The following is a 13,304-nucleotide window of genomic DNA, read 5'->3' as shown; positions in this document are numbered from 1 at the left end:
TTATGCGTGAGCTGTTCACGAGAGGCGCAATTGTGCCCGTCGCACTACTGACGAGCTGGTCACCGCAGCTGCTGGCTCAGGGGTTTCTGGAGGATTCGCAAGGCAAACTGACCCTGCGCAATTACTACTTCAACGATGACTATCGTGATGGTGGAAACGACCGCCGGGAGTGGGCCCAGGGCTTTCTTCTCAACTTGCAGTCAGGCTATACCGAGGGCGCCGTGGGCTTTGGCCTGGACGCGCTGGGGCTGGCCGGCCTCAAGCTCGACTCGAGCCCCACCCATGCCGGTACCGGCTTGTTGCCGGTGCATGACGACGGGCATGCGGCTGACGGATTTTCCAGCCTGGGAGTGACGGCGAAAATGCGCATTGGCGATGCCGTGGTAAAAACAGGCAACCTGCTGCCCAAGATTCCGGTGCTGGTCTACAACGACGGCCGTCTGCTGCCGCAAACCTTTCGTGGCACCCAGGTCGAATACACGGGCATCCGCGATCTGTATCTGCATACCGGGCACCTGGATAAATTCAAGCAGCGCAATTCGTCGGACAGCGTCGATATTTATCCTCAGGGCTACGCGGGTGATAAAGGCACTGATTTCGATTTTGCCGGCGCAAGTTACAAATTCACGCCAAACCTTAGCGGCACCTGGTACTACGGTGAAATGCGCGAGTTCTACCGCCAGCAATTCCTCGGCCTGGTGCACAAGCTGCCAGTGGGCAGCGGCAGCCTGACCAGCGACCTGCGGTACTTCATCAGCAACGACGCGGGCGAGGCACGCAACGGCGCGGTCGACGCCGACATGTTCAGCGGTCTGTTTACCTACAAGTTGGGAGCGCAGGCCATCGGGATGGGTTACCAGAAAGTGACCGGCGACACGGCGCTGCCTTACACCAGCGTTTCGACGGTCTACTCATTCACCAATGCCGGTGTAGGAAAGTTCATCCAGGGCGGTGAGCAAACCTGGATGCTGCGCTACGACTATGACTTCGCCGCTGTGCTTCCGGGCTTGAGCTTCATGACCCGCTACTACAAGGGCGAGAACGGGGACTATAAAGGCCGCGGAGCCCGCGAATGGGAGTCGGACACCAACCTGCGATATGTCATCCAGGACAGCGCCTTCAAGGGTGTGGGCATGGAGGTCCGCAAGGCGACTTACCGCTCCACTTACGCCAGCGATCGCGATAATTGGCGCCTGTACCTGACCTACGACATCGCGTTGTGGTGATGCAATCACGCGATTGCCGACAATCTCCCCGTAGAAGCTGCCAAGTGAAACGAGGCTGCGATCTTTTTTCCCGCAGACAAAAAAAAGCCCGCGGGAGGGCGGGCAAACCGTAGTTTCTTGAATGAGCGGGGCCAATGTACCGGTTGCCGCCGTGCAGTGGGGTGAAGAAAAATTCATCCGCACTGCACACTGCTCATCAAGTTTAGAAGTCGTCCTCAGGGCCTGGGCTGGATCAATTAGCAGTGACTCCACGCTTTCGCAGGCGTAGCGCCCATCGCAGATGCGCTCACGCAAGGGGCTCTGGGTCGTCCACCGGTAAGCCGGGTTATCGCGAATTTGTGGCTTTATGCTAGCATCCTGGCGCGTAGCGGAATGTCGGCGCGCCCAGGTACCCGGTTAAGGAAGACCATGTTGAGACCCATCAGAGCCCTGCGAACGCTGGGCCGCCTAATTACTCGCGGTGTGTTGCTTGTACTGCTGTGCAGCGCGTTCGGGGTGCAGGCCGACCAGGTGATCGGTCGCTTCAATTCGGTGGCCGGGCCTTTCAGTCACATGGAAACCCCCGCTGGCCAAGCGTACTTGAGCCTGCATGAGCGCAAGATGCAGGTGCAACTGCCGGACGACTGGCGTGAAAGCACCGTCGAAACCACGATGGAGCTGGACGGCGACACGGCGGTGGTCATGAGCTATCGCACCGCGCAGTGCGACTCCCAAACCGCCTTGATAGTGATCTCCGGGAAGACAGTCTGGGGCCCTTATCGACTGGGGAGCTGTGGCGACATGCTGGCTTTCCAGCGCAGTGAGGACGGCAAGAGTTTCGTCGCCATGCGGATGGATGACCGACGCTCCGAGGCCTGGACCTATTCCTCGAAGGACAAGAATTTCCGCGGGCCGATGAAGGTCGACCTGCCGGGGCTGCTGCAAGGCCTGTCCAAGGCCCGGCCGGCGGTTGCCGCTGCACCCGCACCCAGGCCACCAGTGGCCGCCAAGCCTGCGCCGGTGCCCACTACCGCAGCGACCCCCGTGGCCACTGCGCGCACCAAGCCTTCCGCGCCGCCTGCGCCCAACCCCAAGGTGACCGTGCCTGCCCCAGTACCCAAGCCTGCGCCCAAACCGCCGGCCAAAGTGCCGATTCCTTCCCAGCTACCGCAACCGGTGGCTGATGCGGTCGTCAAACATGCCCAGGCGACTACGCCACCGAGGCGCCGGGTAGAGATCAACCTGATCTCCAGGATGGAGACCGAATCGTGACCAGCCTGACACTGCTCCAGCGATTGGGTCACCGTGCGCGGCGCCGCTCGCTGGCCAGTGCGTTGATGCACTGGCTACGCAAAGACAAGAACCCCCTGCCACGGCGCCAGGAACGTGTGCTGGTCCTGGTGATGCTAACCCTGACGCTGCTGTACCTGATGGTCGAAATGGGCTTCAACGCTCGTTTGCTGGACGTAGTCGGCGGCCTGGCCAGTCAACATCAAGTGGAGTCCATCGAGGTCTACGGACGCTTGATCGCCGGCACAGCGGTGGCCCTGCTGGGGTTGGGCTCGGTGCTGAAGAAGAGTTTGCGCCTGGGCTGGAGCCGTCTTCGCACGACGATCTGGGCGGCCCTGGTGATCGTCGGCTGCGTGGGTACTACGTACTTTGCGCAGTTGGCGCTGGTCAATCACCTGGTGGATCGCTCGACGCCCGATGAGCGCGCGCGCGCGGCCTTGGGCGTGCCGATGACGTACTTGATGGTGCATCGCGATTTCGGCCTGACGGGTCTGGATCTCACGACCGAGGATTTGCAGCGCCCCGAGGGCAAGACCCTGCTGGCGACGCTCCCCATCATGCTGCTGTCGAAGGATCACCTGACGGAGCGCATCAAGCCGCAGGCGCAGCTGTTCTTCGAGTTGTTCGCCGAAACCGTGCGCGGCGATGCCGAGGTTAATTATCGCCGCTACCAGGAATCTCTCGCCGAGCTGGATAACAGCTTTCGCGAGTACCAGCAGGGCAGCCGGCGCTACCTGGAGGCGATCAGCGCGGCGTCCATCGCCCGGCACCAGCAGCAGGCCTGGAACGATTACGTGCAGAGCCTCAAGCAACGCAACCGCCGCCTGACCCCCAACAATGTGCCGAACCGCCATGCCAACACGGTCCGTCAGTCGCTGCGCGAGAAGGGCATCGCGGTGGCCGACGATTGGCGCCCCAACGACCGTGCGAGCTTCAACCGCGCCGTGGCCCGGCGCGTGCAACTGGACGCCCGTAGCGCCTATGCCGCCGGGTTGGAGTCGGTCGGCCGCTGGATCGAGCCGGGCTTGCCGCGCGGGCAGTTTTTTGCGCAGCTGCCGATCCAGAACAAGTGGCGCGACGCGTTGCACTTGCCGTACTTGATCACCTTGCAACCCGACCTGTCGCCCAGCGACTTCGAGCAAACCGTGTACCGGCCGACCATCAGCTTCGATGCCAGGCAGCTGATCGAAGATCGCTTGGTCGACCCGCAAAACTACCGCGACAGAGGCGAAAAGGCGCAGATCGGCCGTGACAGCTACCGAGCGCTGATTGTGCCGATGATCGCCCTGTTGTTTTCCTTGCTCGGCGCCTTCACCCACATCTTCAAGTGCCTGGGCTTTTTCACCCGGGCGCTGTGTTATGTCCCGCCAAGGCTCTACGCGGCCGCCTTTGTCGGTTATGCGCTGGTGGTGCTGACGGTGCCCATGCTCTGGACCAACAAGGTGACCGAGCAGCGGCTGTTTCTCGACCTCAAGCAGCAGAATGGCTCCACACTTGGGCCCATGGGCTGGATCATTGCCCACAGTGTGCAGTGGACGGCCCAGGTCCAGCCGGTGTTTTACCCGCTCAACGAACGGGTGCGCCTGCACCTGCTCGGGGGCTTGACCTACGGTTATCAGCCTCAATGAATGCTCATATTCAGTCTCGAAAGGAGTCGCCCTTGTCGCGCGCACTTGCTGTATCAACCCTGTTGCTCGCCTGTACCGGTTTGTTGTTGAGTGGTTGCCAGAACTCGCCCATGGGCAGCACGGCGGTCGGCGGCGTGCTCGGTTGCATTGGCGGTGCCGCGATTGCCGCCGGGACGGGTGGCAACCCTGGCGCCGGTTGCGCCATCGGCGCGGCCCTGGGCGCGCCGACAGGTTATTACGTGGGTCGTCAGAAGGACCTGGAAAACGCCCGGCAGGCCAAGGCGGCCATCGAGCGCCAGTCGGGTGATGTCGCGGTTGTGCAACTGACAACCCGCCAGGAAGCGGTACCGGCGGACAAGCGCAACGACGTCGGGGCCGCCAGTGTGGAAAGCATGGACTCGATGCAGGTCAACGTGCCGCAGACCCTGGTGAAAAAGCGCGACAAACGCATCAAGCAGCCGCTGTCGCAAGTGGGTAACTACGTGTCCAGCGCCAGCAGCAAGGCCAACATTGTGGTCACCACCCGCAGCAAGAGCGACTTCAACTACATCGTCGCCAACATCAAGAAGGGTTACACCGGAAAGGTCGCGCCAGACAAGGTGACCTACGAGTACCGCGAGCTGACACGTGGCACCCAATCGGCGATCCAGGTGATGCCGAGCGCCCAGGTGTAAATCTGATTCAAGGCTGTGTAGTGCGGGAATGACCTCATGCGTCAACCACTGCCGAAGATTTCGGTTTTCAGGGATGTGGTGATAGATCGTGAGCGCATACACGCCGGATTCGCTCACCATCAACGTATCCTGAATTTCACCGTGGTAGTTCAGCCGAATAAAACGATACTGGTCAGTGTCGAGCTTGCGAATGAGGCGCTCAACCTCCGGACGCCAATCAGGGTGGGCGGAACCGTATGGGTTGGCGTACCGGCTAGTTGGACCCCGGCGCATCCGAGGATGCCCACATACGGCCCGCCCATGACAGGCAGGTGAGACACAGACGCTGTTGCGGGTTGCCAGTCAGCACACGGAAGCGGTGCGAGACCTCCAGGTCCTCTGACGCCCAGTTGCATCACCACCAGGGACAGTTAACGATCAGTGTGTCGGTACGACTATCGCGCTTCTGTCTGCGAGGATAGTCGTCACCGACAAATTGCCTGTCGGCGCTTTTTGGATGTACTCGCTCCACCAAACCACCATCGGACGCCGGCGTTCGATGTTGTCCGCTCGAAGTACGCGCTTTTCTCTGAATTTCAGGAATGCATTTCTACCAGAAAAAAGACGGTCTGAACGTAATCCCTAACTAAGCCAGACCCAGGGGGGCGGTAGCGATTGGGATTAATGCCTGCGTGGTTTAACTGCTAAATCAATGTCTGCCCTTCCTGAGCGCGCCAGGGACTGATGCATACTTGCAAAGATCTGTTACGAAACAAACCGACTGTTAGCCCGCACGCCGCGAAGCGCTTCAGGCGTCATCTCGTGGGTTGCGGGATTCAGTCCAAGGCTGTCAGTGGTTGCAGGGGAGGAACGCTCGCGATACCCTTTCGCCGTCGCTGCAAACTCAGCGACCGGGTGTGGAAACCCGAGTAATTCAAGGCGCAACAGCGCTCCCATCATGTCTGCAGGTCTTTTTATGCCTGCGGCGTGAGTTATGGCGGCTGTGCGTGGGACGTCTTCGGGCGTGCCGGTTTCCTTGATTACCGGTTTTCCACCCTGCGCACAGCTGTCACCCATTCGTGTGGAAACGAACGTGGCAGCTCCTCATATCAATGAGTTGGATAATGCGCAGAATTAAACCGTACGAAGTTTGGCTTCCCCCTCTTCGCAGTTCCCAGTGGCGTAACGCCCCACCTTCCACCCTCGGCCACTGCATCTCCCTCTCTGGAGGTGGCAAATGACCGACAATCCCGAACTCAAAACCATCGGCTTCACCCCCGCGATCTACCTCGGTAATCAAGCAATGTTTCACGTCATTGGTGGCGTGCCCATTGGTGATGCGTTGTCGATGGCTTCCGATTTTCTTTGCCTTGCCAAATCGCTGACTGAGGATGCGGCTTATGCGAAGGACAATGGGCGCCATGCTTGGGCTGCGCATTATCTGGCGGCTATGGGTAAGGCGCTGGTTGATGATTCGTTGAAGGTTTTGATGCGGGAGCGGGAGGATTCTGGAGATTAGTCTGAAGGTGGGCTTGCGATGGTGCTGGGTCATTTGGATTTGTTTTGGATGATCTGGCGCTTTCGCGGGCAAGCCCGCTCCCACAGGAGGTGGTGTTTGGGGGTGGGCTTTTGTTCGCTGATAGCAATTGATGTGGGGTGAGGCTGGGGGCCTTGAAGGTCTTGGGGATTGGTGTGGCTGCTCGAATCTTCAGGCTCGGGATACCAACGGGACACCAAAGCGCCTGGAATTCAAAAAGCATCTGCGGAAGCCAATCGCCTGAAACCCATACTTGCACTGAATTCCACGCACAAAAAAAGACGTCCTAAGACGTCTTTTTTCGTTGATTTGGTGGAGCCGGGGGGATTTGAACCCCCGTCCGCCAGTACTCCGCTGTCGGTACTACATGCGTAGCCGTTTCTATTAAGTTAACCCGCAGCGACCCGAAGGGCAGGGTGCTTTGGGCGAGTTGTGTAAGTTTTAGCCGCTTCGTCCACAACGTACTGCACGGCGATTCTGTTCTATATGACAATCACTTCGGGTTTACAGACATCCCCTAGTGATTGCTGGGCCCGAAGGCACCAGGAGCTCAGGGCTAAGGCTGCTTACGCAGCGAGAGCGTAATCCTGGCTGTATTTTTCGTCATTGGCAACTATAAGAAGTTGCAACAGTGGATTTACGAGTTCTGTTACCAACTCGGCATGCACCTAAAGTTTCGCGACCGGCGTCGAATCCTAAACGGCCCCGAACTCATTGCTCGTGAATCTGGTGAGCAACAAGCCTGTACAGTGTACGGCAAACCAACCCGGAAGGCCAACCCGAAGGTTCGCCTTCCGGGAATGGGTCATTTATTGCTGCCGCTGCTGGCGTTCTGGATGTCCTGGATAGTCTGGGTGGTCTCAGCGATGCACTTCTCGGTGCCTTCCTTGGTGTTCATGGCCTGGTGCGCCTTGGCTTGCTGGACGCTGGCCTCGACACGGGTCTGGATTTCCGGCGCCTGGATCTGCGACTTGGCATTGGCGATGGTCTGCAGATTCACTTCGCACAGGTCTTCAGTCGCGGCGAAGGAGGTGGAGGCCATCATGGAAGCAGTAACGAACAGACCTAACAGTACAGAACGTTTCATGTGTATCTCCTTGAACTGAGGCGCCGGGCTTGGCCGGCGTCAGGACGGGCTGCCGAGTTTGGGTGAGCCCGGCAGGGCCGGGTTACTTGGTTGACTACAACCAGGCGCAAGGGTTCTATTTTTCTTCAGGTCGCTCGCGTTCGGGTGACGCGGTCCACGAGGTAGACCAGCCCGTGGTAGTCGATTCCACCGTGTTGGCTGAGGCCGATTTCACAGGTGCGGCTGGTGGATATGCCTTCGCTGCAGTGCTGCACGGCGTCCTTGAGCGAGCGCAGCGAGTGCGCGTTAAGTTCCGGGGTGGTGAAGCCCTTGTCGCCGGCAAAACCGCAGCAGTGAATGCCTTCCGGAATGACCACGTTGGTGCTGCATTTGCGCGCCAGGTCGATCAGCGCCTGGCTCTCGCCCAGGTGCTGGGTGCTGCAGGTGACGTGGACGGCGATGGGCGCTTGCTGCGGGGTGAAGTCGAGACGATCCATCAGGTGGGTGCGGATGAATCGAACCGGGTCGTACAGGTCCAGGCGCACTTCGCCCAGGTCCTGGACCAGGCGCAAGGTGCAGGGGCTGGTGTCGCAGTAGATCGGGTCGAGCCCGCCGCGGCTGGCGTGCAACAGTGCGCCGATGAGTTCCTGGCGCTTGTGTTCGGCCTGCTCGGCGTAACCCTTGGAAGCGAAAGGCTGTCCGCAGCAGAGGCTGTCCAGGTTGTCTGGGAACACGACCTGGTAGCCGGCCTTTTCCAGCAGGCCGCGGGTTTTGTCGTAGAGCGACATTTGCTCGTTATCACCGGCTGCCGGGCCCATCACACGCGAGACGCAGGCGGCCAGATAGACCACCCGGGGGCGGTCGTCCGAGAGGGTCGGGCTGAAGCGAATGGCTTTTTCCGGCTGGGGCATGGCGTTGGACCACTGCGGGACCTGGCCTCTGGATAATTTGCTGAGTGCCGCTGACACCTTCGCCAGTCGCGGCGCACCCAGGAGCATCCGGGCGCCGTTGGCCACGTGCAGGGTGAAGCGCGCGCCTTGCAGGGCGGTGGCGAAATTGCCTTCCAGCCAGTCGGCGGTTTTCTTACTGGTTGCTTTGCGGCTACGCAGCTTCTTCACCAGTTCGCCGGTATTGATGCCTACCGGGCAGCGCTGTGCGCACAACCCGGTGGCGGCGCAGGTGTCGATGCCCTGGTATTCGTAAGCGGCTTCCAGCTCTGTGGTGTCGACACCGGCGCGTTTTTTCGCCTGGATATCGCGCCAGATCACGATGCGCTGGCGCGGGCTCAGGGTCAGGCCCTTGGACGGGCACACGGGTTCGCAAAAGCCGCACTCGATGCACTTGTCCACAATCTCGTCGGCGGCGGGCAAGGGCTTGAGGTGCTTGAGATGGATCTGCGGGTCTTCGCTGAGTACCACGTCCGGGTTGAGGACGCCGGCGGGATCCAGCAGGCGCTTGAGCTGCCACATCAACTGGTAGGCATCGCTGCCCCATTCCAGTTCAACGAAGGGGGCCATGTTGCGGCCGGTGCCGTGTTCGGCCTTGAGCGAACCGCCAAATTCCACGGCGACCAGTTGCGCCACGTCGTCCATGAACGCCTGGTAGCGCGCGACTTCTTGCGGGTTGTTGAAGCCTTGGGTGAAGACGAAGTGCAGGTTGCCTTCCAGGGCGTGGCCGAAGAGGATCGCTTCGTCGTAATGATGTTTGTCGAACAGCTCGATCAGGCGGTTTACGCCGCTGGCCAGCTGTTCCACGGGGAAGGTGACGTCTTCGATGATGACCGTGGTGCCGGTTTTACGCACGGCGCCGACGGCGGGGAAGGTGTCCTTGCGGATCGCCCAGAGGCGGGCGTTCTCGACCGGGTCTTCAGTGAAATCGACTTGTTTTTCCACGGGGAAGGAAGTCAACGACGCCATGATCAGCGCCAGTTGTTCCTGCAGCAAACTCGATGACGCGGCGCGGGATTCGATCAGCAGGGCGCAGGCATTGTTCGACAGCTGCTGTACGAAAGCCGGCATGCCGGGTTTGTCCTGCACCGAACGCAGGCTGCGGCGGTCGAGCAGTTCCACGGCGGACACCGGCTGGCTTTTCAGCACGCTGACCGCGTTGCAGCAGGTTTCAACGTCCGGGAAGACGATCAGTGCCGAGGCCTTGTTGGGGTGGTCGATCACGGTGTCGTAGGTCACGGCGCTGATAAAGCCCAGCGTGCCTTCGGAGCCCACCAGCAGGTGGCTCAAGATATCCACAGGCTCGTCGAAATCCACCAGGGCGTTGAGTGACAGGCCGGTGGTATTTTTCAGACGGTATTTGTGGCGAATTCTTGCCGCCAGTTCGGTATTGGCGCGGGTTTCACGGCCCAGCGTGGCCAGGCGCTCCAACAGGGCTGCGTGGCTCTGGCGGAATGCCGCGACACTGGCCGCGTCTTCGGTGTCGAGGCGGCTGCCGTCAGCCAGCACCAGGCGAATGCCGGCCAGGGTGTGATAGGTGTTTTGCGCAGTGCCGCAACACATGCCGCTGGCGTTGTTGGCGACGATGCCGCCGATTTTGCAGGCGTTGATCGACGCCGGGTCCGGGCCGATCTTGCGTCCGAACGGCGCCAGCCATGCGTTGGCCTGTGCGCCGATTACGCCCGGTTGCAGGCGGATTTGTGTGCCCTGGCCGCGAATCTCGCGGCCGTTCCAGTTATCCCCAAGTACGATCAGCACCGAGTCGCTGATTGCCTGGCCGGACAGGCTGGTGCCCGCCGCGCGGAAGGTCACCGAAACCTGGTCCCGTTGCGCCAGCTTCAGCAGTGCGACCACTTCGTCTTCGGACTCGACCCGAATCACCAGCTGGGGAATCAGCCGGTAGAAGCTGGCGTCGGTACCGAAGGCCAGCGTCGACAGCGGGTCGTCGAAGCGCCGCTTCTGGGGGATCAGTTGTTGCGCGTCTCGCAGGAAAGCCGCCGGTAAAGTCATTGGTCCTCCAGAATCAAAACCACCAGGTCTTTCGGACCGTGGGCGCCGTAGGCCAGCACTTGTTCGATGTCAGCAGTCTTCGACGGGCCGGACACCAGCAAGGCGTTGGTCGGCATGCCTTGGGCCCACTCGAATTCCTGTTGCACCTGGTAGAAGTTGTCGCGGATTTCGCTCGCCTTCAGCAGGGCGAAATGCACCGGCGGCACCAGGCTCATCAATCGCGGCTCTTCCCGGGTTGGCCAGAGGATCAGGCTGCCGGTGGCGGCGATGGCACCCAGGGTCGTGGTCAGGCTGGCCGGCGTGTCGTGGAACAGCTCGGCTTTCCATTCCTCGATCGGACGATTGTAGGATTTGAGTGTTGGCAGCTGCGGATTGTTCGCCCAATGCTGAGTGACGCGTTGGCCGTGTGCAGTGGTCGGTGCGATCAGCAAGCTGGGTAGCTGGCGATCCTTGACCAGTTGCGCGAGCAGTGCCGGCCACTGTTCATCGCACGTCAGGTGGATCTCGGTGTGCACCGCTTCCATCAGCTTGCGCAGTTGCGGGATGCGTTGTTCGGGCGCGTAGGTGTAGGGCGCTGTCAGCAGTTCGACGTCGAAGTCGTCAGGCACCGGCGTGGTTCCCGTCAGACTGTTGCGTAACTTGCCGAGGATATTGTGCTTGGCACTCATCAGCGATCTCCCTGTCTGGCCAGATGTTCGCGGGCCATGTCGTGCAATGAACGGGCTGCCGGCTTTGGCGCGCTGTGGTTTTGTGTCCACGGGCCCAGGCGGGTCGGTGTGAGGGCGCGCAGGCGGGTGGCGAAGAAGCCGAACAGGCGATAGAGCGCCGGTGAACTGTTGAGCCTGGCCCAGGCATTCCAGATGAAGCGTTCCTTGCGCGAATACTTGCTGCCCTGGCCGCGCATGACCGGGTTCGGGCTGTCGGGGGCCTTGACGTTCTCTTCGCGCAGGCGACGCAGCAACGCGGGGATAGGAATTTTGACCGGGCAGACTTCACCGCACGCCCCGCACAGCGACGATGCGCTGGGGTGGTCCGGAACCTTCGCCAGGCCCACCAGGTGCGGGGTGATGATTTTGCCGATGGGCCCTGGGTACACCTCGCCGTAGGCGTGGCCGCCGATTCGGGTGTAGACCGGGCAATGATTCATGCAGGCGCCGCAGCGGATGCAGTTGAGGGTCTGGCGCAGCTCGCTGTCGGCGAAAGCCTGGCTGCGGCCGTTGTCCAGCAGCACCAGGTGCACTTCCTGCGGGCCGTCGAGTTCATGTTCCTGGCGCGGGCCGGAGATCATGTTGACGTAGGTGGTGATCGGCTGGCCGAGGGCGGAACGGGTCAGCAGCGACAGCAGCGGCACCACGTCGCGCAGGTTCTCGACCACTTTTTCGATGCCGGTGACGGCAATGTGCACCGGCGGCACCGTGGTGGTCATGCGCCCGTTGCCTTCGTTTTCCACCAGCAGCAGGGTGCCGGTTTCGGCCACGGCGAAGTTGACACCGGAGACGCCGATGTCTGCCTCGAAGAATTTCTGCCGCAGGACTTTGCGACCGATCTGAATGAGTTGGTCAACGTCCTTGGTGTACTCCACGCCAAGTTTGTCGTGGAACAAGGACGCGACCTGACCGGCATTCTTGTGGATTGCCGGCATAATGATGTGTGAAGGCTTCTCGTGGTCGAGCTGGACGATGTACTCGCCCATGTCCGATTCCAGGCATTCAATGCCCCGATCAGCAAGGAAATGATTCATCTCCATTTCTTCGCTGACCATCGATTTGCCCTTGATCACTTGCCGCCCCTCGTGAGCGCGGATGATCGAGAGGACGATGCCATTGGCCTCGTCCACCGTTTCCGCCCAGTGCACTGTCACACCGTTGCGGGTCAGGTTCTGTTCAAGCTGCTCGAGCAGGTCGGGCAGCTTGGATAAAGCACGGGCGCGGACGGCATTGCCGAGCGCTCGCAGGTGTTCTCTTTCGTGGGCATCGCTGAAAGACGCTGCCCTTTTTGTCATCAGTGAATCCATCGCCGTGCGAAAGTTGTTTCGCAACTGCGGGTCACCCAGTGCCGTGTGGGCTCGGGTGCGAAAATCTTCTTCTACGGCAACCGTAGGAATAATCGCGGAAGCGTTCATAGAACACCTCCGGTTCGCTGCCAGAGGAAACTGGCCAGGTGTTGGCCGCGCAACGCTTCCTTCTGTTTCTCCAGCGAGCCGTTGATGTTCATCAGGCAACCGCAATCGGCACTGAGTACCTGGTGCGCGCCCGACTCTTTCAGCGACCGGGTCTTGTCAGCCACCATCGCGCCGGAAATGTCTGGCATACGGACGCTGAAAGTCCCACCGAAGCCACAGCATTCACTTTCGTGGCTGTGGTCGACTCGCTCCACGTTGCTCAGTTGCGACAACAACTCGCGACCGTGCAGGTGGGTGTTCATCTCACGACGCGCCGAACACGAGGTGTGCAACGCCACTTTTACCGGCTCGCCGCTGTCCTTGAGCTGCACCTTGCAGACAAACAGCAGGAACTCGGCCAGTTCATACGTCCGGGCCGCCAGGGCCTGAACCTGTTTCAGCGTTTGCGGCTCGTCCTTGAACAAGTCGGCATAGTGTTCGCGCAACATCCCGGCACAGGATCCCGACGGCACTACCACCGGGTAATCTGCGGCGAACAGCGCCAGTTGCGAGCGCGCGACGGTCCTTGCCTGCTCGGTGTAACCCGAGGTGTAGGCCGGTTGTCCGCAGCAGCTCTGCCCCTGCGGGTACTCGACCCGAATGCCTTCGCGTTCCAGCAAGCGGATCGCATCCATCCCTGCTTCGGGATAGAACAGATCCACCACGCAGGTCCCGAACAGGTAGACCCGTGACGGTTTCTCGCTGGGGTATTGCCGAGGCTCAGGCAGTGGCGGGGCCACGCGGGTGGCGTTCGGCACGGCGTTGTAAAAAAGCTCGCTCATCAGGCGTGTCTCCGGGTGGGCCCGG

The 13,304-nt window shown here is 60.8% G+C and carries 10 protein-coding genes, 1 other RNA gene and 1 pseudogene; 5 read left to right on the top strand and 7 right to left on the bottom strand.

Annotation, left to right across the window (positions count from 1 at the left end; all coding sequences use genetic code 11):
- Positions 1-2 precede the first annotated feature (2 nt).
- From AAEZ05_RS09015 to AAEZ05_RS09000, 4 genes are all read left to right on the top strand, one after another.
- Positions 3-1,226 (top strand): OprD family porin, encoded by a 1,224-nt coding sequence (locus AAEZ05_RS09015; protein WP_350646934.1) that lies wholly within the window; start codon positions 3-5, stop codon positions 1,224-1,226.
- Between the two features lie 408 nt (positions 1,227-1,634).
- Entirely contained in the window at positions 1,635-2,477 is an 843-nt protein-coding gene (locus AAEZ05_RS09010; protein ID WP_350646933.1) for a hypothetical protein, read from the top strand.
- A complete protein-coding gene (locus tag AAEZ05_RS09005) occupies positions 2,474-4,123 on the top strand; it encodes a hypothetical protein (protein WP_350646932.1) in 1,650 nt (549 codons plus the stop codon). Before AAEZ05_RS09010 ends, AAEZ05_RS09005 begins: the two co-directional genes overlap by 4 nt.
- 32 nt (positions 4,124-4,155) lie before the next feature.
- Positions 4,156-4,797 (top strand): YMGG-like glycine zipper-containing protein, encoded by a 642-nt coding sequence (locus tag AAEZ05_RS09000; RefSeq protein ID WP_350646931.1) that lies wholly within the window; start codon positions 4,156-4,158, stop codon positions 4,795-4,797.
- Positions 4,798-5,214: 417 nt separating this feature from the next.
- On the opposite strand, the pseudogene AAEZ05_RS08995 reads toward AAEZ05_RS09000, so the two are convergent.
- Positions 5,215-5,349: pseudogene (locus AAEZ05_RS08995) on the bottom strand (integrase); the annotation flags it as partial.
- A gap of 664 nt (positions 5,350-6,013) precedes the next feature.
- Between AAEZ05_RS08995 and AAEZ05_RS08990 the strand changes: the two are divergent.
- A complete protein-coding gene (locus tag AAEZ05_RS08990) occupies positions 6,014-6,295 on the top strand; it encodes a DUF3077 domain-containing protein (RefSeq protein ID WP_045060068.1) in 282 nt (93 codons plus the stop codon).
- Positions 6,296-6,623: 328 nt separating this feature from the next.
- Here AAEZ05_RS08990 and ssrA read toward each other — a convergent pair.
- The 6 genes from ssrA to AAEZ05_RS08960 all read right to left on the bottom strand — a co-directional run bounded on the left by ssrA (position 6,624) and on the right by AAEZ05_RS08960 (position 13,279).
- Positions 6,624-7,020, bottom strand: a transfer-messenger RNA (tmRNA) gene (ssrA, locus tag AAEZ05_RS08985).
- A gap of 98 nt (positions 7,021-7,118) precedes the next feature.
- Positions 7,119-7,400 (bottom strand): PA2433 domain-containing protein, encoded by a 282-nt coding sequence (locus AAEZ05_RS08980; protein ID WP_045060067.1) that lies wholly within the window; start codon positions 7,398-7,400, stop codon positions 7,119-7,121.
- A 125-nt stretch (positions 7,401-7,525) separates the two neighbouring features.
- Positions 7,526-10,336: an FAD-binding and (Fe-S)-binding domain-containing protein gene (locus tag AAEZ05_RS08975; protein ID WP_045060066.1), complete on the bottom strand. Its 2,811-nt coding sequence runs from the start codon at positions 10,334-10,336 to the stop codon at positions 7,526-7,528.
- Entirely contained in the window at positions 10,333-11,004 is a 672-nt protein-coding gene (locus AAEZ05_RS08970; protein ID WP_045060065.1) for a LutC/YkgG family protein, read from the bottom strand. The genes AAEZ05_RS08975 and AAEZ05_RS08970 overlap by 4 nt, the downstream gene beginning before the upstream one ends.
- A complete protein-coding gene (locus AAEZ05_RS08965; protein ID WP_045060064.1) occupies positions 11,004-12,458 on the bottom strand; it encodes a LutB/LldF family L-lactate oxidation iron-sulfur protein in 1,455 nt (484 codons plus the stop codon). Before AAEZ05_RS08965 ends, AAEZ05_RS08970 begins: the two co-directional genes overlap by 1 nt.
- Complete coding sequence (locus AAEZ05_RS08960; protein WP_350646930.1) at positions 12,455-13,279, bottom strand: (Fe-S)-binding protein; 825 nt, start codon at positions 13,277-13,279, stop codon at positions 12,455-12,457. Before AAEZ05_RS08960 ends, AAEZ05_RS08965 begins: the two co-directional genes overlap by 4 nt.
- Positions 13,280-13,304 lie beyond the last annotated feature (25 nt).

The sequence above is a fragment of the Pseudomonas sp. HY13-MNA-CIBAN-0226 genome, assembly GCF_040310305.1.
Lineage (GTDB): Bacteria > Pseudomonadota > Gammaproteobacteria > Pseudomonadales > Pseudomonadaceae > Aquipseudomonas > Aquipseudomonas gregormendelii.
Note: the sequence above shows the minus strand (reverse complement) of the source record. Positions and strands in the feature narration are given on the sequence as shown.